The organism is Pseudomonas extremorientalis (assembly GCF_024584605.1).
GTDB lineage: Bacteria > Pseudomonadota > Gammaproteobacteria > Pseudomonadales > Pseudomonadaceae > Aquipseudomonas > Aquipseudomonas extremorientalis.
The window spans coordinates 904,887-929,964 of sequence record NZ_CP089519.1 but is presented as its reverse complement, the minus strand read 5'-3'; the positions used below and the strand labels follow the sequence as shown (position 1 = coordinate 929,964).

Genomic DNA, 25,078 nt, shown 5'->3' with positions numbered 1-25,078 from the left:
AGCCGGCTCCCACATTGGCAGTGTGCACATTTGTTAATATGTAAAAAGCCCACCACCGATCACTCGGTGGCGGGCTTTTTTGTGGCCGCGAGGGTTAGATCGCGCCGCGCTGGCGCAACAGCTCCAGCACTTGCTTGACGCTCTCTTCCAGCGACAGGGCCTGGGTGTCGATGACCAAATCGGCATTCAACGGCACGTCGTACGGGAAGGACTCGCCAGGGATGTTATCCCCACCAGCAGCGTACAGCCCCTGCGGATCACGCTCGGCGCACACCAGTGGCGAGGCCTGCACATAGACAGTCAGCAGGCGATCGTCGCCGATCAACGCCTTGGCCTGTGCACGGCCTTCGGCATCCGGCGCAACGAACGCAGCCAGGGTCAGCAGGCCCGCTTCGTTGAACTGACGCGCCACATGCGCGGCACGACGCCAGTTCTCGGTGCGACCGGCACGGTCCTGCGGCAAGCCCTTGTTCAGGTCGTGGCGCAGGTTCTGGCCATCCAGCACAAATACCGCACGACCCATGTCGAACAGCTTGCGCTCGACCGCATAGGCCAGGGTGCTCTTGCCGGCGCCAGACAGGCCGCTGAACAGCACGGTCGCCGGTTGCTGGCCGAAGCGCAGTGCGCGCTCCTCGGTGGCGACATGCGCGAGGCTGCCGTGTTGCGCAGAGCCGCCATGATTGACCGGCGGCGCGATGATCATGCCCGCAGCCACCGTGCCATTGGTCAGGCGGTCGATAACAATGAACGCGCCAGTGGTGCGGTTGCTGTCGTAGCCGTCCAAGGCGATGGCCGCGTCAAGGCTGACCTTGACCCGGCCGATCTCGTTCAACTGCAACGAACTCGCCGGGCCTTCCGCCAGGGTGTTCACGTCCACGCGATGCACGATGCTGGTGATGGAACCCGGCACGTAGCTGGTGGCGCGCTTGATGTCGTATTTCTTGCCCGGCAGCATCGGTTCTTCGGCCATCCACACCAGCATGGCGTCGAAGGCGTCGGTCACTTGCGGCACGTTGTCGGCATGCACCAGCAGGTCGCCACGGGAGATGTCGATCTCGTCTTCCATGGTCAGCGTCACCGCTTGACCAGGGCCGGCGTGCTCCAGCTCACCTTCGAAGGTGACGATGGATTTGACGCGGCTGCTCTTGCCCGACGGCAGCACCACGACTTCATCTCCCTTGTGCACGATGCCGCTGGCCAGGGTGCCGGCGAAACCACGGAAGTTCAGGTTCGGACGGTTGACGTACTGCACCGGGAAACGCAGGTCGGTGTAGTTGCGATCGTTGGCGATCTCGACGGTTTCGAGGATCTCCATCAGCGACTGGCCGGTATACCAAGGCGAACGCTCGCTCTTGTTCACCACGTTGTCACCCTTGAGCGCCGACATCGGCACAAAGGCCAGGGTGCTCGGCTTGAAGGCGATACCGTCGGCGAACTTCAGGTAATCGGCCTTGATCTGCTCGAATACGCTTTGGTCGAAGCCATTGATGTCCATCTTGTTGACGGCCACCACGATGTGCTTGATGCCCAGCAACGAGGCGATGAAGCTGTGACGACGGGTCTGGGTCTGCACGCCATAGCGCGCGTCGATCAGGATGATCGCCAGGTCACAGGTGGAGGCACCGGTGGCCATGTTGCGGGTGTACTGCTCATGGCCGGGGGTGTCGGCGATGATGAATTTGCGCTTGGCGGTGGAGAAGTAGCGGTAGGCGACATCGATGGTGATGCCCTGCTCCCGCTCGGCCTGCAGACCGTCGACCAGCAAGGCCAGGTCGATGTCGTCACCGGTGGTGCCGGATTTCTTCGAATCGCGGGTGATGGCTTCCAGGTGATCTTCGTAGATCATCTTGGAGTCGTGCAGCAGGCGCCCGATCAAGGTGCTCTTGCCGTCGTCGACGTTGCCACAGGTCAGGAAGCGCAACATTTCCTTGCGCTCGTGCTGGCCCAGGTAGGCGAGGATGTCCTCGCTGATCAAATCAGATACATGCGACATGACAGCCCCTTAGAAATAGCCTTGACGTTTTTTATCTTCCATCGAGCCTGCGCCATCGTGGTCGATGACACGGCCCTGGCGCTCGGAAGTTCGCGTCAGGAGCATTTCCTGAATGATGTCCGTCAGCGTTTCGGCTTCGGACTCCACCGCGCCCGTCAACGGGTAGCAGCCAAGGGTACGGAAACGTACTTTCTTTTTGACGATTCGGGCTTTGTCTTCGTCGGACAGGTGCTCGAGGATGCGGTCGTCGTCAATCATGATCAACGTGCCGTTCTTTTCGATCACTTCACGTTCGGCGGCGAAGTACAGCGGCACGATTGGAATGCCTTCCAGGTAGATGTATTGCCAGATGTCCAGCTCGGTCCAGTTGGACAGCGGAAACACGCGGATCGACTCGCCCTTGTTGACGTTGCCGTTGTAGACGTTCCACAGCTCGGGGCGCTGGTTCTTCGGGTCCCAGCGGTGCTTGCTGTCGCGGAACGAGTACACGCGCTCTTTGGCGCGGGATTTCTCTTCATCGCGACGGGCACCGCCAAAGGCTGCGTCGAAACCATGCTTGTCCAGGGCCTGCTTGAGGCCTTCGGTCTTCATGATGTCGGTGTGCTTGGCGCTGCCGTGGGTGAACGGATTGATGCCCTGCGCCACGCCGTCCGGGTTGACGTGGGTGATCAGGTCCAGGCCCAGTTCTTCGACCATCTTGTCGCGGAACTTGTACATCTCCTGAAATTTCCAGCGGGTGTCGACGTGCATCACCGGGAACGGCAGCTTGCCCGGGAAGAAGGCTTTGCGCGCCAGGTGCAGCATCACGGCGGAGTCTTTACCGATCGAGTAGAGCATCACCGGGTTGTCGAACTCGGCGGCGACCTCGCGGATGATGTGGATGCTTTCCGCCTCCAGCTGTTTCAGATGCGTCAGTTTGTCGACCATGGTTACTCACGGAAAAACGATCTTATGGACGGCCAGCGGGCCGTGTTCGAGCGGGGCATGCTAGCACAGCACCTGCTTCTATTCAGGGAGCCAGCTAGATCGAAACGGTATATGGATATACCACGGAGTTTGGGGTTAATCGCGGTCAAGTGTGGGAGGGGGCTTGCCCCCGATAGCGATGTGTCAGTCACTGCATGAGTAGCTGATCCACCGCCATCGGGGGCAAGCCCCCTCCCACATTTGTTCGGTGGTGTTTGTTAGATTGGGTTGGGGCAGTCGATGAACAAATGCTCCAACGCGAAGCGCCGCGCCAGGTAATCGCCCAGCGCCTGTACGCCGTAGCGCTCAGTGGCATGGTGACCGGCGGCGATGAAGCTGATGTCGTTTTCGCGGGCGCTGTGGAAGGTTTGCTCGGAAGCCTCGCCGCTGAGGAACAGGTCGACACCGGCCGCAATCGCGTCGTCGATGTAGCCCTGGCCACCACCGGTGCACCAGCCGACGCGGCGGATCATCTCGCTACCTTCGATCAGCAACGGCTCGCGGCCCATGACGTCCTGCACGCGGCGTGCAAAGTCGCGGGGCGACAGGGGCTCGGCGAGCGAGCCGACCAGCCCGACGGTTTTGGGATTGCCCGGGTCCAGCGGGCCCTCGACGGTAATGTCCAGTTGACGGGCCAACTGCACGTTGTTGCCGACCTCGGGGTGCAGGTCCAGCGGCAGGTGGTAGGCCAGCAGGCTGATGTCATGCTTGAGCAACGTCTTCAGGCGGCGCTGCTTCATGCCAGTGATGCAAGGGTTTTCGCCTTTCCAGAAGTAACCGTGGTGCACCAGGACCAGATCAGCCTGGGCTTCGACGGCCGCGTCCAACAGGGCCTGGCTGGCGGTCACGCCGCTGACGATGCGCATGACCTGGGGCCGGCCCTCGACCTGCAGGCCATTGGGGCAGTAGTCGGCAATTTTCGCGCTGCCGAGGTAGCGGTCTGCTTCCTCGACGAGGGTGGTAAGGGGGACGGCCATAAAAGACTCCTAAATATCCGGTTCGCAGGCGTCACAGCCTCGTATAATGCGCGACATTATGGGCGCTCTCCCGCCCCCTGCAACCTGTCAGGACTTACTTGATGCTCAAGGCGCTGCGTTTTTTTGGATGGCCATTGCTGGCTGGCGTGCTGATCGCGATGCTGATTATTCAGCGTTACCCCGGGCTGGTGGGTCTGCCCAGCCTGGATGTGAACCTGCAACAGGCGCCGCAAAGCAACTCGGTGGTGCAAGGCCCGGTGACCTACGCCGATGCCGTGGTGATCGCCGCTCCTGCCGTGGTCAACCTGTACACCACTAAAGTCATCAACAAACCGGCCCATCCACTGTTTGAAGACCCGCAGTTCCGCCGTTACTTCGGTGACAACGGGCCCAAGCAGCGTCGCATGGAATCTAGCCTGGGTTCCGGGGTAATTATGAGCCCCGAAGGTTACATCCTCACCAATAACCACGTGACCACTGGCGCCGACCAGATTGTGGTGGCCCTGCGTGACGGCCGCGAAACCCTGGCCCGCGTAGTGGGCAGCGACCCGGAAACCGACCTCGCGGTACTGAAGATCGACCTGAAGAGCCTGCCGTCCATCACCCTCGGCCGTTCCGACGGTTTGCGCGTGGGTGACGTGGCGCTGGCCATCGGCAACCCGTTCGGCGTAGGCCAGACCGTGACCATGGGCATTATCAGCGCTACCGGGCGCAACCAGTTGGGCCTCAACAGCTACGAAGACTTCATCCAGACCGACGCCGCGATCAACCCAGGTAACTCCGGCGGCGCATTGGTGGACGCCAATGGCAACCTGACGGGCATCAATACGGCAATCTTTTCCAAGTCCGGCGGCTCCCAGGGCATCGGGTTTGCGATCCCGGTGAAGTTGGCGATGGAGGTGATGAAGTCGATCATCGAGCATGGCCAGGTGATTCGCGGCTGGCTGGGGATTGAAGTACAACCATTGACCAAGGAACTGGCCGAGTCGTTTGGCTTGACCGGACGCCCAGGCATCGTGGTCGCCGGGATCTTCCGCGATGGCCCCGCACAGAAAGCCGGCCTGCAACTGGGAGATGTGATCCTCAGCATCAACGGCGAACCGGCCGGTGATGGCCGCAAGTCGATGAACCAAGTGGCGCGAATCAAGCCGACCGACAAGGTGGCGATCCAGGTCATGCGCAACGGCAAAGAGATCAAGCTGCTGGCGGAAATCGGGCTGCGTCCGCCGCCTGCGCCGGTCAAGGAAGAGCAATAAGCCACCTTGAACAGGTGCCCGCTCTCGGGCACCTGTAAACGGATATTTCAAAGCAATTCATTCTCATTAGGCATGTTATATTGTTTCAATATCGCTATTGGAACGCTCTATCATGCCGTCTCGAAGAATCGCCCCCTTGGCTGGCCTGGCCTTGGGTTTGTTGCTCGACCCCGCCTTCGCCGAAGAAAACACCTTGGAGCTCGATACCATCAGCGTCACCACCGATGCCTATGAGTCCACCACCGGCCCGGTCAAAGGCTACCGTGCCACCCGCTCCGCCAGCGCGACAAAAACCGACGCCGCCATTCGCGACATCCCGCAATCCATCAGCGTGATTCCCGCCACTGTGCTCAAGGACCTGGGCAGTACCAGCGTGGAGCGGGCCCTGGAATTTGCCGGCGGCGTGTCCAAGCAGAACAACTTCGGCGGCCTGACCCTCTACGAGTACAGCGTGCGTGGCTTCACCACGTCGGAGTTCTATCAGGACGGCTTCAGCGCCAACCGTGGCTACCCGAGTACACCGGACGCGGCGAACATCGAGCGCATCGAAGTGCTCAAGGGCCCCGCCGCCAGCCTGTATGGGCGCGGCGATCCCGGTGGCACGGTGAATATCGTTACCAAGAAGCCCCAGCCTGAAGCCTTCACAACCTTGCAAACCAGCGCCGGCAGTTGGGACCGCTATCGCACCGCCGTGGACGTGAACACCCCGCTGGACAGCGAAGGCAACGTGCTGTCGCGGGTCAACCTGGCGGTGGAAGACAACCACAGTTTCCGCGATCACGTGCAGAGCAAGCGGGTATTCGTCGCGCCGTCGTTCAGTTGGCAACTGGACCCGGATACCAGTCTGCTCGTCGAGAGTGAATTCGTCCGCCACAGCTCTACCTTCGACCGTGGCATCGTCGACGCCCCCGGCGTATCTCGCTCCACCTTCCTCGGCGAACCCAACGACGGCGATATCGACAACCACAACAACCGTCTCCAGGCCACCCTTGAGCATCACCTCAACGATGCGTGGAAACTGCGCCTGGCCAGCCACTACAAACAAGGCAGCCTGTGGGGTGACGCCTCGGAAAACCGTGCGCTGAACATCGACGGTCATACCGTTAACCGCCGCTACCGCGAACGCTCAACCGGTTGGCACGACAGCATTACCCAACTCGAACTGCGCGGCCTGTTCGACATCGGCAGTTGGCAGCACGAACTGCTGGTCGGCACCGAATACGAGGACTACCGCAAGAAGGAGCGCGTGACCACTATCGCCGGCAGCCCCTACGCCATCGACATCTACAACCCGGTCTACGGCCAACCCAAGCCCAACGGCCAGCGCTCCGGCACCGACTTCTTCGAACAGACCAAGAGCCATGCGCTGAACCTGCAAGACCAGATCGTCTTCACCGATCGCCTGCGCGGCATGGTTGGCGCGCGCTTCGAGCATTTCGAGCAGAGCACCGATGACTTCACGCGCAACCACATCAAGAGCCGCCAAACCCACGACGCCTTGACCCAACGCGCCGGCCTGCTTTACCAGCTCACACCGCAAGTCGGGGTGTTCGCCAATGCCTCCACCTCGTTCAAACCCAACAGCGGCCTGGACGCCAACGGCAAAACCTTCAAACCGGAAGAAGGCGTGGGTTACGAAGTCGGGATCAAAAGCGAACTGTTCGATGATCGCCTCAGCACCACCCTCGCCGCGTTCCATATCGAAAAGGAAAACGTGCTCGCGCTGGACCCGTCCACCAATACCAACCGCGCCATGGGCAAGGCACGTAGCCAGGGCTTCGACCTGCAACTGTCGGGGCAAGTGACGGAGGCCGTACGCGTAATAGGTGCCTTTGCGTACATCGACGCCGAAGTCACCAAGGGCGACACGACCATTCCCGCCGGCAGCCGGATTCTCGGCGTGGCCAAGCGCAGCGGCAGCCTGTTGGGGGTGTATGAGTTCCAGGATGGCGCGTTGCGGGGTTCAGACCTGGGGGCGGCGTTCACCTATGTAGGGGATCGCTCCGGCGAGGCTGGCACGGGCTTCGAACTGCCGGCCTACCACACGGTTGATCTGCTGGCCCATTACAAGGCCACCGACAACATTACCGTGGGCTTGAACCTCAATAACCTGTTTGATGAGAAGTATTACGAGCGGTCGTACAGCAACTACTGGATCAGCCCGGGCGAACCGCGCAATCTTACGGTCAGCCTGACCCTCAACCTGTAACAAAACCAAATGTGGGAGGTGGCAAGCCCCCTCCCACACCTTGATCTTCACTTTGTTCGGTTACAGCGCCGTCGGTGCGCGCTCGCAAAGGGTATTGAGCGCCTTCGCCCACTGCGGATCATCATTCAGGCACGGCACCAGCACCAGCTCCTCGCCCCCGGCCTCGCGGAACTGCTCCAGCCCGCGATCGCCGATTTCTTCCAGCGTCTCGATGCAATCGGCGACGAACGCCGGGCACATTACCAGCAGCTTTTTCACGCCCTGCCGGGCCAATGCTTCAAGGCGAGCCTCGGTGTAGGGTTCGATCCACTTGGCGCGGCCCAGGCGCGATTGGAAGGCCACCGACCACTTGTCTTCGGGCAAGCCCAGGCGTGTGGCAAAGTCGCGGGCGACGCTGAAGCACTGCGCGCGATAGCAGGTCTTGAGCACCTCGGCGGACGCATTCTTGCAGCAGTCGGCATCCTTGAAGCAGTGCTGGCCGGTAGGATCGAGCTTGGTCAGGTGGCGCTCAGGCAAGCCGTGGAAACTCAGCAGCAGATGGTCGTAATCCTGTTCCACGTAGGGCCGCACGCTGGCGACCAGGGCATCGAGATATTCGGGCTGGTCGTAGAACGGCTGCAGGATCGAGAATTGCACGTCGAGCTTTTTGTCGCGCACCACACGCTTGGCTTCCTCGATCACCGTGGTCACGGTGCTGTCGGCAAATTGCGGGTACAACGGCGCCAGGGTGACCTTTCGGATGCCTTGGGCTGCGAGGCGGGTCAGCACGCTTTCAATCGATGGCTCGCCATAACGCATAGCCAATTCCACCGGGCCCTGGGTCCACTGCGCGGTCATCTGCTGTTGCAGGCGACGACTAAGTACCACCAGCGGCGAACCCTCGTCCCACCAGATGGAGGCGTAGGCATGCGCCGACTGCTCGGGGCGCTTGATCAGGATCAGCGACACCAGCAAGCGCCGCACCGGCCACGGCAGGTCGATCACATAAGGGTCCATCAAGAACTGATTGAGGTAGCTGCGCACATCCGCCACCGAAGTGGACGCCGGCGAGCCCAGGTTGACCAGTAACAACGCGTGATCCGTCATGCAACATCCTATCTTTAGAGGCGGCCGGACAAGTCATCCAAAGCCGCACGCAACTCAGTGAACTGAAAAGTGAAACCGGCAGCCAGCAAGCGCTCGGGCAGCGCCTTCTGCCCGCCCAGCAACAGGCCGGACAACTCACCCAGGCCCACCCGCAATGCAAAGGCCGGCATCGGCATGAATGCCGGGCGGTGCAGCACCTGGCCCAGGGTTTTCGCAAACTCGCGATTGCGCACCGGGTGTGGCGCGCAGGCATTATAGGGACCGCTGGCGTCAGGCTGGTGCAGAAGAAAATCAATCAGGGCGATTTGATCCCTGATATGCACCCACGGCATCCACTGCCGGCCACTGCCGATAGGCCCGCCCAGCGCCAGTTTGAACGGCAGCAACAGCCGCGACAAAAAGCCGCCCTGCGCCGCCAGCACCAGGCCGGTACGTACCAGGACCACACGAATCCCCAGGGCTTCGGCGCGCTGGGCGGTTTCTTCCCAGGCGATGCACAACTGACTGGGGAAATCGTCCTGCACCGGGCCGCTGGCTTCGGTCAATTCGCGCTCGCCGCCGTCGCCGTACCAGCCCACCGCCGAACCGGAAATCAACACCGCTGGTTTTTGCTCCAGGCCCTCAAGCCACGCCAGCAAAGTCTCGGTAAGGCTGATGCGGCTGTTCCACAACAACGCCTTGCGCTTGTGGGTCCAGGGGCGGTCGGCAATAGGCGCGCCCGCCAGGTTAATGACCGCGTCGACCGGGCCGATAACCTCTTCAAGGCGGCTGACTCCCGACACCTGGGCGCCGCATACCTTCGCGACTTGGTCCGCGTGGCGACTCCACACGGTCAGGCGATGGCCCTGGGTGAGCCAGTGTTGGCAGAGTTGGCGGCCAATCAAGCCAGTACCGCCGGTCAGCAAAATATGCATGGAACGCTCCTCATGTAACGTTCGCCGCCGATCACTGGTCTATTTTATAAACAGGGATCATTTGTTAGCAGGCGTAACGCTGGCTTAAGCCTCAGCTTTAACCATAGGTTACGCCGTTAGAACTGGTACGCCAAAACTTATACCAAAAAACAATATTGTACAGCTATTGGTGTCCGCGTAGTCTGTGCACAACGGTAAAACGAGGCCTCCCATGACTGTTCCCATCGCGATCATCGGCACCGGCATCGCCGGTCTCTCCGCCGCCCGAGCGTTACGAGACGCGGGGCACGCTGTACAACTCTTCGATAAAAGCCGCGGCAGTGGTGGCCGCATGTCCAGCAAGCGCAGCGATGCCGGCTCCCTGGACATGGGCGCGCAATACTTCACCGCCCGCGACCGGCGCTTCGTCAACGAAGTGCAGCGCTGGCAAAGCAACGGCTGGGCCGAGCAATGGAAACCCCAGCTGTACAACTTCAAGTCCGGCCAACTCACCCCGTCTCCCGATGAACAGATCCGCTGGGTCGGCACGCCGCGCATGAGCGCGATCACTCGCGCTCTGCTCGACGACCTGCCAGTGGAGTTCGGTTGCCGCATTACCGAGGTGTTCCAGGGCAAACACCACTGGAACCTGCTGGACGCGGACAGCGAAAACCATGGCCCCTTCAGCCACGTGATCATCGCCACGCCTGCGCCCCAAGCCACCGCCCTACTGGCCGCCGCGCCCAAGCTGGCGAGTGCCGCCGCCGGGGTGAAAATGGACCCGACCTGGGCCATCGCCCTGGCCTTCGATAAACCCCTGGATACCCCCATGGAGGGCTGCTTCGTGCAGGACAGTCCCCTCGATTGGCTTGCCCGCAACCGCAGCAAACCTGGGCGCGATACCACCCTCGACACCTGGGTGCTGCACGCCACCAGCGCATGGAGCAAGGCCCACCTGGACCTGCCCAAAGAGGCGGTGATCGAGCACCTGCACGGCGCCTTCGCCGAACTGCTGCACAGCGCGATGCCGGCGCCGTCGTTCAGCCTGGCCCACCGCTGGCTCTACGCACGGCCGTCCAGCAGCCACGAATTCGGCGTACTCGCCGATGCCGACCTGGGCCTGTACGTGTGTGGCGACTGGTGCCTGTCGGGCCGCGTGGAAGGGGCCTGGCTCAGCGGCCAGGAAGCCGCGCGACGCTTGATCGAGCACCTGCAATGAACCGCATCAACCCCGCCAAATTGCTGCTGTCGAAATGGACAGCAGCCCACCCTCGCAACAAAGAAAAACACTTTCTGGTCACCGAGCTGTTTCGTGATGAAGAAGGCACGGTGCTCGACATTGAACTGCAAGCCGTGATGACGCACCGCAGCGAACGCCTGCCCTGGCAAACCCTGCGGGATATGGAAGCCTGGAAAGTCGGCTGGAAATAGATCACTCGCAAAACTTGTACAAATAATTTGACTTGTACAGCATCGAACCTATGATGAGATTTAGTTGTACAGGATTTATATCTTGTATAGGAATCTTGCAGAGGGTTCGTGTATGTCCAGCACCACCAAACCGAAGATCGCCATCAGCGCCTGCCTGCTGGGCGAGAACGTGCGCTTCAACGGCGGCCATAAACAATCCCTGTTGTGCAGCCAGACCCTCGCCGACTATTTCGACTTCGTGCCGCTGTGCCCCGAAGTCGCCATCGGCCTGGGCATTCCACGCGAACCGATCCGTCTGGTGGGCGATCCCGCCCACCCACAGGCCGTCGGCACCGTGCACCGCGAGCTGAATGTCACCCAACCGTTGGACGAGTACGGCCAGCAGATGGCCGCGGAACATACCGACCTGTGCGGCTATATCTTCATGCAGAAATCGCCGTCATGCGGCCTGGAGCGGGTCAAGGTCTACCGCGACAACGGCACCCCTGTGGACGGCGGTGGGCGCGGCATCTACGCCCAGGCCTTCTGTGCGCGCCATCCCAACCTGCCGGTGGAAGAAGACGGTCGGCTGAACGACCCGGTGCTGCGGGAAAACTTCCTGACCCGGGTATTCGTCTACGCCAGCTGGCAGAAACTGTTGGCCGAAGGCCTGACCCGTCACCGCCTGCTGGCCTTTCATTCGCGCTACAAGTACCTGCTGATGGCCCACAGCCCGGCGCACTACAAGCGCCTTGGCCACCTGCTGGGCAGCATGACCAAGGATGCCAACCTCGACGAGTTGGCGGCGGGTTACTTCAGCGACCTGATGTCCGGCCTCACCAAGTGCGCCACCCGTGGCACCCACACCAATGTGCTGCAACACATCAGCGGTTACCTCAAACAGGTCATCAGCGCTGATGACAAGCAAGAAATGCAGACCGTCATCGGCCAGTACCGCCACGGCATCGTGCCGTTGGTAGTGCCGCTGACCCTGCTCAAACACCACTTTCGCCAACACCCGGACCGCTACATCGCGCAGCAGGCCTACCTGCAACCGCACCCGGAAAACCTCAGCCTGCGAAATGCGATCTAGACCATGAAAGCTGCCCTGCTAGACGAACCCGGCGACGACATCGCCCAAGCCCTCGAAGACGGCTGGCTGCCGATCCGCGAAGTGGCGCGCCAGACCGGCGTCAACGCCGTGACCCTGCGCGCCTGGGAACGCCGTTACGGCCTGATCGTGCCCCAGCGCACGCCCAAGGGCCATCGGCTGTTCAGCGCCGAGCATGTGCAGCGCATCCATACCATCCTCACCTGGCTCAATCGCGGCGTGCCGGTGAGCCAGGTCAAAGGCCTGATCGACTCGGCCCAGTCTCTTCCCGAGGCGGTGGAAAACGAGTGGCACAGCCTGCGCCAGAACCTGGTGCACGCTATCAGCGAATTGACCGAACGCCGGGTCGATGACGCCTTCAACCAAGCCATGGCGCTGTACCCGCCACGCACGTTATGCGAGCAACTGATGCTCCCGCTGCTGCGAGAGTTGGAACAGCGTTGGCAAGGCCAGTTCGGCGCGCAGATGGAGCGGGTGTTTTTCCTCTCATGGCTGCGCAGCAAATTCGGCGCACGCATTTACCACAACAATCGCCAGTTGCACGGCGCACCGTTGTTGCTGGTCAATCAGTCCGACCTGCCCCTGGAGCCACACCTGTGGCTCAGTGCCTGGCTCGCCAGCAGTGCCGATTGCCCGGTGGAAGTGTTCGACTGGCCGTTGCCCGCCGGCGAACTGGCCCTGGCGGTGGAGCACCTGCAACCGCGGGCCGTGCTGCTGTATTCGAGCAAGGCTCTGCATTTGTCGGGTCTGGAAAAACTTTTGGGCGGCGTCCGTTGCCCAAAGTTGGTCGTCGGACCAACGGTATGCATCCACCAGGCCGAGTTGGCCGTATTAGCCCAGGACATCCCTGAATTGTTCGTCGCCGAAGAGTTGTTGTCGGCCCACCAGCTACTGATCCAGCGTGGACTCGTTTAAATGCATTTGATCTGGCTGCGCACCGACCTGCGCCTACACGACAACACCGCCCTGACCGCCGCGAGCCAGCGGGGCCCGATCGCCGCCGTGTACCTGATCACGCCCGAACAATGGGTGGCCCATGACGATGCACCGTGCAAGGTGGATTTCTGGCTGCGCAACCTGGATGACCTGAGCAAGACACTCGGCGAACTGAACATTCCCCTGCTGATCCGTACGGCAGCCACCTGGGACCAGGCACCCGACGTGCTGGGCACGCTGTGCCGTGAACTGGCCGTGGAGTCGGTGCACGTCAACGAGGAATACGGCATCCATGAAAGCCGTCGTGATGCGGCCGTGTCCAAGGCATTGGAGTCGGCGGGCATCAGCTTCCACAGCTACCTGGACCAACTGTTCTTCCAGCCCGGCAGCGTGCTGACCAAGACCGGCACTTACTTCCAGGTGTTCAGCCAGTTCCGCAAGGTCTGCTACAGCCGTCTGCACAGCGCCCTGCCCCGGATAGTCCCGGCCCCCAAGGCCCAGGCTGCGCTCAAGCTGAAAAGCGACCCGATCCCAAAGACAGTCGACGGTTTCGAGCCACCCAGCGAGACCCTGCGTGCCCTCTGGCCCGCCGGTGAAGACGAAGCCCGGCGCCGCCTCGACGCTTTCACCGACCAACAGATCAGCTACTACAAGGACGAACGCGACTTCCCCGCCAAGCCCGGCACCAGCCAGCTGTCGGCGTACCTCGCCGCCGGCGTGGTGTCGCCGCGCCAGTGCCTGCACGCTGCACTGCAGACCAACGGCGGCGAGTTTGAAAGCGGCGACATGGGCGCCATCACCTGGATCAACGAACTGCTGTGGCGTGAGTTCTACAAGCACATCCTGGTGGGTTACCCCCGGGTGTCGCGCCACCGGGCGTTCCGCCCCGAAACCGAAGCCGTCGCCTGGCGCAACGCGCCCAAGGACCTGGCCGCCTGGCAGCAAGCGCGCACCGGCCTGCCGATCATCGACGCCGCCATGCGCCAACTGCTTGAAACCGGCTGGATGCACAACCGCCTGCGCATGGTCGTGGCGATGTTCCTGACCAAGAACCTGCTGATCGACTGGCGCGAGGGCGAGCGTTTCTTCATGCGCCACCTGATCGACGGCGACCTGGCGGCCAACAACGGCGGCTGGCAATGGAGTTCGTCCACCGGCACCGACTCGGCGCCATACTTCCGGATTTTCAGCCCCTTGAGCCAATCGGAAAAATTCGACAGCGAAGGTGTATTCATCAAGCGCTGGCTGCCGGAACTGGCCGCGTTGAATAAAAAGGAAGTGCACAACCCCGAAGCCGCCGGTGGTTTGTTCGGCGTGGCCGATTACCCGCGTTCGATTGTCGACCTGAAAAAGTCCCGTGAACGCGCCCTGGCCGCCTTCCGCAGCCTGCCCTCGCGACAAGCCGCAGGGGGCGAGTATGAGTGACTTTCTGCGCCGCTTCGCCCAGGCCTTTTCCACGCTGGACAAGCACAACCTGCACCTGCTCGACAGCCTGTACAGCCAGGACATCCGCTTCGCTGATCCACTGCATGAAGTGCAGGGCCTGCCCGCCCTGCACCGCTACTTCGCCGAGTTGTACAGCAACGTCAGCCAGTTACGCTTCGACTTCCACGGTTTCGATCAGGTGGCCGAAGGTGAAGGTTACCTGCGCTGGAAAATGAGTTTCTGCCACCCACGCCTGGCCAGCGGCAAGGTGATCCGGGTGGAAGGTTGTTCGCACTTGATGTGGCGTGACAAGGTGTACCGCCACCGCGATTATTTCGATGCCGGCGCCATGCTGTACGAACACGTGCCCGTGCTGGGCAGCGTCGTTGGCTGGCTGAAAAGGAGAATGGGATGAGCGGTACATTGCCTCGACGTTATTGGCTGACCGGCGCCAGCAGTGGCATCGGTGCCGCGCTGGCCGTAGAGTTGCTCAACAGCGGCGCCCACGTCGCCTTGAGCTCACGCTCGAAAGGCCCGCTGGAAGCGCTCGCCCACCGTTACCCTGGCCAGGTGCTGGTGGTGGCCGGCGACCTGACCAACAGCCAGACCGTGCGCGAGATTGGTGAACGCATTGGCGAGGCCTGGGGCGCCCTGGACACGGTCATTCTCAATGCTGGCACCTGTGAATATGTGGATGCCCGACAGTTTGACTCATCGATCATCGAGCACGTGGTGCGTACCAACCTGCTGGCCAGCAGTTATTGCATCGAAGCCGCCTTGCCGCTGCTGCGCGCCGGGCGCACCCCGCACCTGGTAGGCGTCGCCAGCGCCGTGACCTACCTGCCGATGCCGCGCGCCGAAGCCTATGGCGCGTCCAAGGCGGGTCTGCGCTACCTGTTCGAATCCCTGCGTATCAGCCTGTCGCCGGAAAACATCGACGTCACCGTGATCAGCCCGGGCTTTGTCGACACACCGCTGACCGAGCGCAATGACTTCCCCATGCCGCTTAGTTGGTCAGCGGATAAAGCCGCACGGCACATTTTCGCCAAGCTGGAAAAGCGCCCGCTGGAAATCGCCTTTCCTGCACTGTTCATCGCTACGTTATGGCCCCTGTCGAAACTGCCGAACCGTGCGCAACTGATCATCGGCAAGCGCATGTTGCGCAGCCCGCCGCCGAAAAAGGACGACCTGTGAAGATCGCCATTATCGGCAGCGGCATCGCCGGCCTGACCAGCGCCTATCTGCTCAGCCGCCGTCACGACATCACCCTGTTCGAAGCGGGCGACCGCATCGGCGGGCATACCCACACCGTCAATGTCACTGTCGAGGGTAAAAACTACGCGGTCGACACCGGCTTCATCGTGTTCAACGACTGGACCTACCCCAACTTCATCCGCTTGCTGGGGCAGATCGGGGTGGCGTTCAAACCGACCGAGATGAGCTTTTCGGTGTGCGACGAGCACACCCGGTTCGAGTACAACGGCAACAACCTCAACAGTTTGTTTGCCCAGCGTCGCAATATTTTGTCGCCGGGGTTCTGGGGCATGTTGCGCGATATCCTGCGCTTCAACCGCCAGGCGCCGCTGGACCTGCAGCAGCAGCGCATCAGCGCCGACATGACCCTGGGCAGCTACCTCACCGCCGGCGGCTACGGCGAGCGGTTTGTCCGGCACTACATCGTGCCGATGGGCGCGGCGATCTGGTCGATGTCCCTGGCCGATATGCTGAAGTTTCCGTTGCAGTTCTTTGTGCGCTTCTTCAAGAACCACGGGTTGCTCTCTGTGAACAACCGCCCGCAATGGTGCGTGATCGAAGGGGGATCAAGCCGCTACATCGAGCCGTTGACCCGCAGCTTTCGCGAACGGATCCGCCTCAATTGCCCTGTGCATAAAGTGGCACGTACCGACGACGGCGTGGTTATCCACAGTCCGGCCGGCAGTGAGGCATTTGATCGCGTGGTATTCGCCTGCCACAGCGACCAGGCCCTGGCGTTGCTGGCCGACCCGAGCCAGGCCGAACAGGAGATCCTCGGCGCCATGCCCTACGCCGATAACGACGTGGTATTGCACACCGACACGCGCCTGCTGCCCGACCGCAAACTCGCCTGGGCCAGTTGGAACTACCGGCTGACCGGCAATCGCCAGGCACAGGCGGCGGTGACCTATGACATGAACATCCTGCAAGGCATCGACAGCACCACCACGTTTTGCGTCAGCCTCAACCAGACAACCATGATCAACCCGTTGAAGGTCCTGGCCCGCTACACCTACGCCCACCCGCAATACAGCCTGGCGGCGGTGGCAGCGCAGGCGCGTCGCGAAGAAATATCCGGCGTGAACAATACCTTCTACTGCGGCGCCTACTGGGCCAACGGCTTTCACGAAGACGGTGTGGTCAGCGCACTGCGCGTGGCCGAAGCCTTTGGGGAAACCCTGTGAACAGCGCCCTGTACAGCGGGTGGATCGCCCATCGGCGGTTTGCGCCCAAGGCCCATGCCTTTCGCTACCGCATCGGCCTGCTGTACCTGGATTTGAGCGAAGAACACCAAGTGCTGGGGCTTTCGCCCCTGGCCGGGCGCAGCCGCCTGGCCCCCTTCGGTTTTCGTCAGCAGGACTACCTGCGTGAATGGACGCGCAGCGGCATGAACTTGAGCGATGCCGTGCGCCAGGAAGTCGGCAAGGCACTGGGGCGTACACCCCGGGGCGTTATCTGCCTACTGACCCAGGCCCGCAGTTGGGGCCTGGCTTTTAACCCCGTGAGTTTCTTCTACTGCTTCGAGGCCGACGGACGTCTGGCCGCGATCCTGTGTGAAGTGACCAACACCCCATGGCGCGAACGCTATCACTACGTGCTGCCGGCCCAGGCCCTGGACGCCGATGAACACCAGCATTTCGCCGTGGCCAAGGCCTTCCATGTGTCGCCGTTTCTACCCCGCGACCTGGAATACCGCATGAGCTTCAGCCCTCCCGCCGCCAGGCTGGGCGTGCACATGGCCGATTGGCAGGGCACGCAGAAAATCTTCGACGCCACGTTGAGCCTGGAGAAAGAAACGCTGGATCGCGCCAGCCTGCATCGCTACCTGTGGCGTTTCCCCTGGATGACCGCCAAGACCTGCCTCGCTATTTACTGGCAGGCCCTGCGCCTGTTGCTCAAACGCACGCCGATTTTTTCCCACCGGGCCGCCGATGGCGCCTCTCGCACCGCAGTCGGTTACACCAAGGATCGCCGCCATGAAATCCCCTAGCTTATCGGTCAAGACTCACCGCCTGAACGTCAACGGCATGACCGCCGCGCTGCTGCGCAAGGCGGTGTTGCGCCAACTCAGCCAACTGCGCCATGGCCAACTGGTGGTGATCGAGGACGGCGAGCGCCAAGTGTTCGGCGCACGGGAAGCGCACTTGATGGGGGAAATCCAGATCCTGGACTCTGCCGTGTGGGGCCTGGTGGCGGCCAACGGCTCCATCGGCGCAGGCGAAGCGTTTATCCACGGTTACTGGACCAGCCCGGACCTGACCGCCGTGGTGCGCGTGATGGTCAGCAACCTGGACGTGCTCGATGCAATGGAAGGCGGCCTGGCACGCCTGGCGCGGCCGTTCACCCAGGGCCTGCACTGGCTCAACCGCAACACGCGCAAGGGTTCACAGAAAAACATCGCCGCCCACTACGACCTGGGCAACGACCTGTTCGAAGAATTCCTCGACCCGACCATGATGTACTCCGCGGCACAGTTTCTGACGCCCGACGACACCCTCGAACAGGCGCAGTTGAACAAGCTGGAGCGCATCTGCCAGAAGCTCGCCCTCAAACGCACCGACCACCTGCTGGAAATCGGCACCGGTTGGGGCAGCATGGCGCTCTATGCGGCGCAGCATTACGGCTGCCAGGTCACCACCACGACCTTGTCCAAGGAACAGTTCGCCTACACCCGACAGCGCATCGACGCCCTGGGGTTGCAAGGCCAGGTCACGCTGCTGCTGCAGGATTACCGCGACCTCACCGGTCAATACGACAAGCTGGTGTCCATCGAGATGATCGAGGCGGTGGGCCATCGCTTCCTGCCGACCTACTTCAAACAGTGCGCGCACCTGCTCAAGAACGATGGGCTGATGTTGCTGCAGGCCATCACCATCCGTGAGCAACGCTTTGAACAGGCCAAGCGCAGCGTGGATTTTATCCAGCGCTATATCTTCCCCGGCGGCGCCCTGCCCTGTGTGCAGAACATGCTGCACATCGTCAGCCGCGACACCGACATGAACCTGCTGCACATGGAGGATTTCGGCCTGCACTACGCACGAACCCTGCGCCTATGGCATGAGAACTTTCGCCGCGCCCACGGTCGCCTCGCCGAGCTGGGCTACGACCAGTATTTCCTGCGCCTATGGGAGTTCTACCTGTGCTACTGCGAAGGCGGCTTCATGGAGCGCACCATTGGCACCGCGCAATTGCTGCTGGCCAAGCCATCGGCGATCAACCCGCCGCTGCTCGGGCGCTTCAATGCTTAAGACGCTGGCCAATGCCGTGCTGTTTCAGTGCGGTTGGTTTGCCTGTGTGCTTGGTGGGGACAGCGCGTGGTTAATGGTGGGGCTTGCCGTGCTGGCAGTTCACCTGCTGTGGATAAGTTCGTGGGCTGAAGACGGCAGGTTGATCCTGGCCGTGATGGTTCTGGGCACCCTATTGGACACCGCGTTGCGCATGCTGGGGGTGTTTGAGTTCACGCAACCGGGCACGTTGATTCCCTTCTGGTTGATCCTGCTATGGGCATTGCTGGCGACGACGTTGCGCCATTGCCTGGCCTGGAGTGCCCGTCCCTGGTGGCGTGCCGCTGTGCTGGGCGCGCTGGGCGGCCCGCTGTCTTATTACGCCGGTAGCCAACTGGCCGGGGTGCAGTTTGGTTTCGGCTTCGCGCCGACAATGGTTGCGCTGGCGTTGCTGTGGGCGATGGTGTTTGTGGGTTTGCATCGGCTGGCGCGCTGACGTCCGTCAGCCGTTTCACACGTGCGTCACCCGCTTGCCTTACACTGCACGCCTATGACCAACATCCCCCACACCCAAATCGCCGAACCCGCCGTCACCTGCTCGACGTGCGCGGCCTGCTGCTGCCAGCTGGAAGTGATGCTGATCACCGACACCGGCGTGCCGGAGCGCTATATCGATACCGATGACTGGGGCGGTGAAGTGATGCTGCGCCTGGATGACGGCTGGTGCGCGGCGCTGGACCGGGACACGATGATGTGCACGATCTACGAGCGACGACCGCTGATTTGCCGGGAATTCGAGATGGGCGCGCCGGAGTGCCTGGAAGAGCGACAGGGTATCGCTACCGCCTACCGCTGATGCTGAATGTGGGAGGGGCTTGCCCACTCCCACATGGGTTTTGCAGTGTTCTGAAGGCTTACAACGGCAAGGTGTAGTGCAACGAGTAGCTCTCTACCCCGTCGTTATTGCTGCTGATACCCGCGTTGGAGTAATGCGTGGCACGAATGCCCACCTCATGCCCACCCGCGAAGCGCAGGCCGAAACCCAGACGGTCTTCGAACTGAAAGGCCTGGCCGATGTTGTTGTCTTCCAGCTTGGTGCGGGAAAACACCGCCACCCCGATCCCTGCCTCGATATAAGGCTTCACCGATTCCCCGGCAAATTCATACACAAACACCGGCGAGAACGACAGGCTGCTGGCGCTGGCTCGCTTGTCCCCATCCCAATAGGTGTAGGCGCCGCTCCAGTAGCCGGTCAATCGACCTGTATCGCTCTGCCACCAGCTTTTATCCCAGTCCGATGTCAGCCCCAAGCGATAGGTCATGGTCGAATCACTGGTGCTCCCCACCCCGAACTCCAGGCCAGCAGCTTGTGCCGAAACAGAGTGCCCCACTACAGCGGCCGCAATCGCAGCCAAACAGAACAAGCGCTTCATAAGAAACATCCTTCCAAACGAAGTTATATGGTTGTGTACAGGCTATCTCGCTATAGAAGCTGGCGTGTAACCAGAAGTTCCAGCTAATAACGCAGGTATTTCACGAAATTTTCACGAGTCGAAGCTTCTCACAACGCCCGGATATTTCCATAGTGTCGGTAGGATATTTCTTAGGTGATACACATCACCGCTGGTCCAGAACTGTGCCGGTGCTGGATTGCCGACGGCCAACAGGTCGCGCTCACCCAGCAAACGCTTGAGCTGACGGGCCACGGCGGCGCCGGTGTCGATGAGGATAATGCTGGGGGGCAGCATCTGCGCCAGGAGCGGCCTGAGGAAGGGATAGTGGGTGCAGCCGAGGATGATGGTGTCGCAACCGGCGCTGAGCAGCGGGTCGATATACCCCTGCAACAACTGGCGCAAGGCCGGGCTGGTCAGGTCACCGCTTTCAATCAGCTCCACCAGGCCCGGGCATGGCTGGGTGATGACCTTCACATCGGTAGCGAAGCGGTCGAGCAACGCGGCGAACTTGGCGCTTTGCAGCGTGCCGGTGGTGGCAAGCACCCCAACCACGCCGCTGCGGGTGGCTGCCGCCGCCGGTTTGACAGCAGGCTCCATGCCCACCAGCGGCCAATCGGGAAAATCCCGACGCAGATCAGCCACGGCGGCAACCGTAGCGGTATTGCAGGCAATCACGAAGGCTTTGGCGCCCTGCGCCTGGAAAAATGCCGCCACCTGCCGGGAGCGCTCAAGGATAAACGCCGGGCTTTTCTCGCCGTAGGGGATGTGCCCGCAATCGGCCACGTACAGCAGTGATTCCTGGGGCAATAGCTGCTGGATTTCATCCAGCACGGTCAAGCCGCCGATACCGGAATCGAACACACCGATCGGCGCGCCCTTAACCATGTGGCGCCCCGCACACAGTGCAACCGGGGTCACGCTTGACGCGCAGTTCGCGAAAACGTGTGGCCAAGGCGTCGATCAGCAACAAGCGTCCCACCAACGGCTCACCGAAACCGGCCAGCAGTTTCAAGGCTTCCAGGGCTTGCAGGCTGCCGACCACACCGACCAGTGGGCCGACCACGCCAGCCTCACTGCAGGTGAGTTCGGTATCGCTGCCGTGCCCATACAGGCAGTGATAGCACGGGCTCTCGGCGCGACGCGGGTCGAACACCGACAGTTGCCCTTCAAGACGGATCGCAGCGCCGCTGACCAAAGGCTTGCCGGCACCGACACAGGCCGCGTTGACGGCTTCGCGGGTGGAGAAGTTATCACTGCAATCGAGCACAACGTCTACCGCTTCGACCGCCGCAGCGAGGGAATCGGCATCCAGCGCACTGCGATGGGCCATCAGTTTGATTTCAGGGTTGAGGGCGGTCAGGCGACGCAGGGCCGAGTCGACCTTGGTCTGCCCGACGCTGTCGGTGTCATGGATGATCTGGCGCTGCAGGTTGGTCAGGTCGACCGCGTCGAAGTCCGCCAGATGCAACTCGCCGACGCCGGCGGCAGCGAGGTACAACGCGACGGGCGCGCCCAGGCCACCAAGACCTACGATCAGGGCCCGGCCGTTTTTCAGGCGCAATTGGCCGTCTATGTCGACATGCTGCAACAGAATCTGTCGGCTATAGCGCAACAGCTCCTGATCAGTCAGCACGGCCGGCGCCCCAGGGTGATGCGTTCGTGGCCACCGAGGTCGATGCGGCTGTGCACTTCTTCGAAACCTTCACTCAACAGCAGGTCGCGCACCGCCGGGGCCTGGTCGTAACCATGTTCCAGCAGCAACCGCCCACCGGCATTCAGGTGGGCCGGAGCCTCCTTGATGATCAGGCGCAGGTCGTCCAAGCCATCATGACCGGCCACCAGTGCGCTGGCTGGTTCGAAACGCACGTCGCCGGCCACCAGGTGCGGATCGTTGGCGGCAATGTACGGCGGGTTGCTGATGATCAGGTCATAGCGATGACCTTGCAGCGCGCTGAACCAATGGCTGTTCAGCACCGTAGCGTTAGCGAGGTGCAACCGCTGGCGATTGCGCTCGGCCAGGGCCACGGCTTCCAGCACACGGTCGACGGCGGTGACCTGCCAGGCCGGGCGTTCACTGGCCAGGGCCAGGGCGATGGCGCCGCTGCCGGTGCCCAGGTCGAGGACCTTGGCGAGGGTGGCGGGCAACAATTCCAGGGCGGTTTCCACCAGCAACTCGGTATCTGGCCGCGGGATCAGCGTGTGAGGCGCGACCTCCAGGTCCAGCTTCCAGAAGCCTTGCTGACCGAGGATATAGGCCACCGGCTCACCACCACGACGGCGCTGCAGGTAGCCGGCAAAGATCAGCGCATGCTCGCTGCTGACGATTTTCTCGGGCCAGGTGTGCAGGTAGCTGCGGGACTTGCCCAAGGCAGCCGCCAGCAACAATTCGGCATCCAGGCGTGCCGTGGGCGAATCGGGCAGGTCGGCGGCGCGCAGCAGGCTGGCGATGATGGTCATTTATTCACCTATCGCGGCCAGTTGATCGGCCTGGTATTCGGCGAGCAACGGTTCGATCACCGCGTCCACACCACCGGCAAGGATTTCGTCCAGGGAGTAAAGGGTGAGGTTGACCCGGTGGTCGGTGACCCGGCCCTGGGCAAAGTTGTAGGTACGAATGCGCTCGGAGCGGTCGCCCGAACCCACCAGCAACTTGCGCTCGCTGGCAATCGCGTTGGCGGCGGCGCTGGTCTGCTGGTCATTGAGCTTGGCCGACAGCCAGGACATGGCCCGCGCACGGTTCTTGTGCTGGGAGCGCTCTTCCTGGCACTCCACAACGATGCCCGACGGCAAGTGGGTGATGCGGATCGCCGAGTCGGTCTTGTTGACGTGCTGGCCACCGGCGCCCGAGGAGCGGTAGGTGTCGATGCGCAGGTCGGCCGGGTTGATCTCGATGGCCTCCTGTTCGTCCGGCTCGGGCAATACCGCCACCGTGCAGGCGGACGTGTGAATACGACCTTGGGATTCAGTCGCTGGAACCCGCTGCACGCGGTGCGCGCCGGACTCGAATTTGAGCTTGCCGTAGACGTTGTCGCCCTCGACCCGCGCGATCACTTCTTTATAGCCGCCGTGTTCGCCTTCGTTCTCGGACAGGATCTCTACCCGCCACCCGCGACGTTCGGCATACCGCGAGTACATACGGAACAGGTCGCCGGAGAAGATCGCCGCCTCGTCACCGCCGGTGCCGGCACGGATTTCGAGGAACACGTTGCGCCCGTCGTTCGGATCCTTGGGCAGCAGCATGCGTTGCAGGTCGCCCTCCAGCTCGGCGAGTTTTTCCTTGGCTTCGCGGACTTCTTCCACGGCCATTTCGCGCATGTCCGGGTCGCTGTCCTTGAGCAGTGCCTGGGCACCTTCAAGGTCCGCCTGCACTTTCAGCAGGTTTTTATAGGTGGCGACCACGGGCTCAACTTCGGCGTATTCCTTGGAATAGGCACGGAACCTGGCCTGATCGGAGATGACCTCGCCATCGCCGAGCAGGGCGGTCAGTTCTTCGAAACGGTCCTGGAGCACGTCCAGTTTATTGAGCAGTGACGCTTTCATTGCGGTTTTTTATCCGAAGAGCTATCTGACGCGCCCTCACCGAGGGCAAAGAGTTCCTGGGCCATGGCCAGCGCATCGAGGCGGCCTTCGGCGGTAAGCTTTTTCAGTTGCACGCTGGGTGCATGCAGCAATTTGTTGGTGAGGCCACGGGCCAATTGCATCAGCACTTCTTCGGCGCTGCTGCCATTGGCCAGCAAGCGCTGGGCCTTGATCAATTCCTCGTCGCGCAGGCGTTCGCCTTGCTGACGATAGGCCTTGAGCACGTCCACCGCCGCCAGTTCACGCAGGCGCACCATGAAGTCTTCGGCGCCGGTGCTGACCATTTCCTCGGCGGCCTGGGCAGCACCCTGGCGGCTCTTGAGGTTTTCGGCGACCACTTCGTGCAGATCGTCGACGCTATAGAGGTAAACGTCGTCCAACTCGCCGACTTCGGGCTCGATATCCCGGGGAACAGCAATATCCACCATGAAGATCGGCTTGTGCTTGCGCAGCTTCAGCGCGCTCTCGACCGCGCCTTTGCCCAGGATCGGCAGTTGGCTGGCGGTGGAGCTGATGACGATATCGCTGCGTACCAGCTCCGCCGGAATGTCCGCCAGTAACACCGCATGGGCGCCGAACTGCTCGGCGAGGATGCTCGCGCGTTCCAACGTACGGTTGGCGACCACGATACGCTTCACGCCCAAGTCATGCAGGTGGCGGGCGACCAGGGTGATGGTCTCGCCGGCGCCGATCAGCAGGGCCTGGCTGCGTTGCAAGTCACTGAAAATCTGTTTGGCCAGGCTGACGGCGGCAAACGCCACGGACACCGGGTTTTCACCGATGGCAGTGTCGGTGCGCACCTGCTTGGCGGAATTGAAGGTGGCCTGGAACAGCCGCCCCAGCAGCGGGCCGACGGTGCCGGCCTCGCGCGCCACGGCGTAGGCGGATTTCATCTGCCCTAGAATCTGCGGCTCGCCCAACACCAGCGAATCGAGACCGGCCGCCACACGCATCATGTGACGAACTGCCGCATCCTCTTCGTGCACATAAGCGCTGGCGCGAAGGTCATCGAGGTCCAAATGATGGTAATCGGCCAGCCAGCGCAGTACGACATCCGCTGAAAGATGCTCCTGCTCTATATAAAGCTCGCTGCGATTGCAGGTCGAAAGGATCGCAGCTTCGCGACTGTCGGTGAGCCGGCAGAGCTGCTGCAGGGCCTCAACCAACTGCTCCGGCGTAAACGCCACGCGCTCGCGCACGTCTACGGAGGCAGTCTTGTGGTTAATACCGAGTGCGAGGAAGGCCATTCAATATCGCTGATGATGTCGGGAAGCCGACAATTGTCCTACTTCGAAAGATTCAGAA

Annotated in this window: 25 protein-coding genes; 14 read left to right on the top strand and 11 right to left on the bottom strand. The window is 61.9% G+C overall.

The genetic code is table 11. The features are described 5' to 3' along the window. Positions 1 to 94: 94 nt before the first annotated feature. The 3 genes from cysN to LUU92_RS03995 form a co-directional block, all read right to left on the bottom strand. The gene (cysN, locus tag LUU92_RS04005) at positions 95 to 1,993 is read right to left on the bottom strand and encodes a sulfate adenylyltransferase subunit CysN (protein WP_257103193.1); all 1,899 of its coding nucleotides are present in this window, start codon (positions 1,991 to 1,993) and stop codon (positions 95 to 97) included. Between the two features lie 9 nt (positions 1,994 to 2,002). Next, entirely contained in the window at positions 2,003 to 2,920 is a 918-nt protein-coding gene (gene cysD / locus LUU92_RS04000; protein ID WP_005784641.1) for a sulfate adenylyltransferase subunit CysD, read from the bottom strand. A gap of 257 nt (positions 2,921 to 3,177) precedes the next feature. Continuing rightward, positions 3,178 to 3,936 carry a Nif3-like dinuclear metal center hexameric protein gene (locus LUU92_RS03995; protein WP_257103192.1) on the bottom strand — a complete coding sequence of 253 codons (759 nt, stop codon included), beginning with the start codon at positions 3,934 to 3,936 and terminating at the stop codon, positions 3,178 to 3,180. A 101-nt stretch (positions 3,937 to 4,037) separates the two neighbouring features. On the opposite strand from LUU92_RS03995, the gene algW reads away from it, so the two are divergent. Further along, on the top strand, positions 4,038 to 5,192 hold the full coding sequence (gene algW / locus LUU92_RS03990; RefSeq protein WP_071491060.1) for a Do family serine endopeptidase AlgW: 1,155 nt from the start codon (positions 4,038 to 4,040) through the stop codon (positions 5,190 to 5,192). A gap of 112 nt (positions 5,193 to 5,304) precedes the next feature. After that, a complete protein-coding gene (locus tag LUU92_RS03985) occupies positions 5,305 to 7,401 on the top strand; it encodes a TonB-dependent siderophore receptor (protein WP_257103191.1) in 2,097 nt (698 codons plus the stop codon). A gap of 60 nt (positions 7,402 to 7,461) precedes the next feature. On the opposite strand, the gene hemH is transcribed toward LUU92_RS03985, so the two are convergent. After that, positions 7,462 to 8,487 (bottom strand): ferrochelatase, encoded by a 1,026-nt coding sequence (gene hemH / locus LUU92_RS03980; RefSeq protein WP_222540952.1) that lies wholly within the window; start codon positions 8,485 to 8,487, stop codon positions 7,462 to 7,464. A 14-nt stretch (positions 8,488 to 8,501) separates the two neighbouring features. Beyond that, entirely contained in the window at positions 8,502 to 9,401 is a 900-nt protein-coding gene (locus LUU92_RS03975; RefSeq protein WP_071491057.1) for a TIGR01777 family oxidoreductase, read from the bottom strand. A gap of 211 nt (positions 9,402 to 9,612) precedes the next feature. Between LUU92_RS03975 and LUU92_RS03970 the strand changes: the two genes are divergently transcribed. From LUU92_RS03970 to LUU92_RS03915, 12 genes are all read left to right on the top strand, one after another. After that, positions 9,613 to 10,599, top strand: a complete 987-nt coding sequence (locus LUU92_RS03970; protein ID WP_071491056.1) for an NAD(P)/FAD-dependent oxidoreductase — start codon at positions 9,613 to 9,615, stop codon at positions 10,597 to 10,599. Then, positions 10,596 to 10,811 carry a TIGR02450 family Trp-rich protein gene (locus LUU92_RS03965; protein WP_257103190.1) on the top strand — a complete coding sequence of 72 codons (216 nt, stop codon included), beginning with the start codon at positions 10,596 to 10,598 and terminating at the stop codon, positions 10,809 to 10,811. Before LUU92_RS03970 ends, LUU92_RS03965 begins: the two co-directional genes overlap by 4 nt. 112 nt (positions 10,812 to 10,923) lie before the next feature. Next, entirely contained in the window at positions 10,924 to 11,883 is a 960-nt protein-coding gene (locus LUU92_RS03960; RefSeq protein ID WP_071491054.1) for a YbgA family protein, read from the top strand. A gap of 3 nt (positions 11,884 to 11,886) precedes the next feature. After that, positions 11,887 to 12,816 carry a MerR family transcriptional regulator gene (locus LUU92_RS03955; RefSeq protein ID WP_071491053.1) on the top strand — a complete coding sequence of 310 codons (930 nt, stop codon included), beginning with the start codon at positions 11,887 to 11,889 and terminating at the stop codon, positions 12,814 to 12,816. Next, positions 12,817 to 14,262: a deoxyribodipyrimidine photo-lyase gene (gene phrB, locus LUU92_RS03950; protein ID WP_257103189.1), complete on the top strand. Its 1,446-nt coding sequence runs from the start codon at positions 12,817 to 12,819 to the stop codon at positions 14,260 to 14,262. Further along, positions 14,255 to 14,677: a nuclear transport factor 2 family protein gene (locus LUU92_RS03945; RefSeq protein ID WP_071491051.1), complete on the top strand. Its 423-nt coding sequence runs from the start codon at positions 14,255 to 14,257 to the stop codon at positions 14,675 to 14,677. Before phrB ends, LUU92_RS03945 begins: the two co-directional genes overlap by 8 nt. Beyond that, positions 14,674 to 15,456 (top strand): SDR family NAD(P)-dependent oxidoreductase, encoded by a 783-nt coding sequence (locus LUU92_RS03940; RefSeq protein WP_071491050.1) that lies wholly within the window; start codon positions 14,674 to 14,676, stop codon positions 15,454 to 15,456. Before LUU92_RS03945 ends, LUU92_RS03940 begins: the two co-directional genes overlap by 4 nt. Continuing rightward, on the top strand, positions 15,453 to 16,700 hold the full coding sequence (locus LUU92_RS03935) for an NAD(P)/FAD-dependent oxidoreductase (protein WP_071491049.1): 1,248 nt from the start codon (positions 15,453 to 15,455) through the stop codon (positions 16,698 to 16,700). The genes LUU92_RS03940 and LUU92_RS03935 overlap by 4 nt, the downstream gene beginning before the upstream one ends. Continuing rightward, positions 16,697 to 17,506 (top strand): DUF1365 domain-containing protein, encoded by an 810-nt coding sequence (locus LUU92_RS03930; RefSeq protein WP_071491048.1) that lies wholly within the window; start codon positions 16,697 to 16,699, stop codon positions 17,504 to 17,506. The genes LUU92_RS03935 and LUU92_RS03930 overlap by 4 nt, the downstream gene beginning before the upstream one ends. Next, the gene (locus tag LUU92_RS03925) at positions 17,493 to 18,764 is read left to right on the top strand and encodes an SAM-dependent methyltransferase (RefSeq protein ID WP_071491047.1); all 1,272 of its coding nucleotides are present in this window, start codon (positions 17,493 to 17,495) and stop codon (positions 18,762 to 18,764) included. Before LUU92_RS03930 ends, LUU92_RS03925 begins: the two co-directional genes overlap by 14 nt. Next, the gene (locus LUU92_RS03920) at positions 18,757 to 19,236 is read left to right on the top strand and encodes a DUF2878 domain-containing protein (RefSeq protein ID WP_071491046.1); all 480 of its coding nucleotides are present in this window, start codon (positions 18,757 to 18,759) and stop codon (positions 19,234 to 19,236) included. Before LUU92_RS03925 ends, LUU92_RS03920 begins: the two co-directional genes overlap by 8 nt. A gap of 54 nt (positions 19,237 to 19,290) precedes the next feature. Continuing rightward, positions 19,291 to 19,596 carry a YkgJ family cysteine cluster protein gene (locus LUU92_RS03915; RefSeq protein ID WP_071491045.1) on the top strand — a complete coding sequence of 102 codons (306 nt, stop codon included), beginning with the start codon at positions 19,291 to 19,293 and terminating at the stop codon, positions 19,594 to 19,596. 58 nt (positions 19,597 to 19,654) lie between these two features. Here LUU92_RS03915 and LUU92_RS03910 read toward each other — a convergent pair whose 3' ends face one another. From LUU92_RS03910 to hemA, 6 genes are all read right to left on the bottom strand, one after another. Continuing rightward, complete coding sequence (locus LUU92_RS03910) at positions 19,655 to 20,173, bottom strand: acyloxyacyl hydrolase (RefSeq protein ID WP_071491044.1); 519 nt, start codon at positions 20,171 to 20,173, stop codon at positions 19,655 to 19,657. 111 nt (positions 20,174 to 20,284) lie between these two features. Further along, positions 20,285 to 21,079, bottom strand: a complete 795-nt coding sequence (gene murI / locus LUU92_RS03905; protein WP_071491043.1) for a glutamate racemase — start codon at positions 21,077 to 21,079, stop codon at positions 20,285 to 20,287. Continuing rightward, a complete protein-coding gene (gene moeB / locus LUU92_RS03900; protein ID WP_222540946.1) occupies positions 21,072 to 21,827 on the bottom strand; it encodes a molybdopterin-synthase adenylyltransferase MoeB in 756 nt (251 codons plus the stop codon). Before moeB ends, murI begins: the two co-directional genes overlap by 8 nt. Next, on the bottom strand, positions 21,821 to 22,651 hold the full coding sequence (prmC, locus tag LUU92_RS03895; protein ID WP_071491041.1) for a peptide chain release factor N(5)-glutamine methyltransferase: 831 nt from the start codon (positions 22,649 to 22,651) through the stop codon (positions 21,821 to 21,823). The genes moeB and prmC overlap by 7 nt, the downstream gene beginning before the upstream one ends. Further along, positions 22,652 to 23,734, bottom strand: coding sequence for a peptide chain release factor 1 (gene prfA / locus LUU92_RS03890; protein ID WP_071491040.1), 1,083 nt, complete (start codon positions 23,732 to 23,734; stop codon positions 22,652 to 22,654). Next, positions 23,731 to 25,020 (bottom strand): glutamyl-tRNA reductase, encoded by a 1,290-nt coding sequence (gene hemA, locus LUU92_RS03885; protein ID WP_058423108.1) that lies wholly within the window; start codon positions 25,018 to 25,020, stop codon positions 23,731 to 23,733. The genes prfA and hemA overlap by 4 nt, the downstream gene beginning before the upstream one ends. Positions 25,021 to 25,078 lie beyond the last annotated feature (58 nt).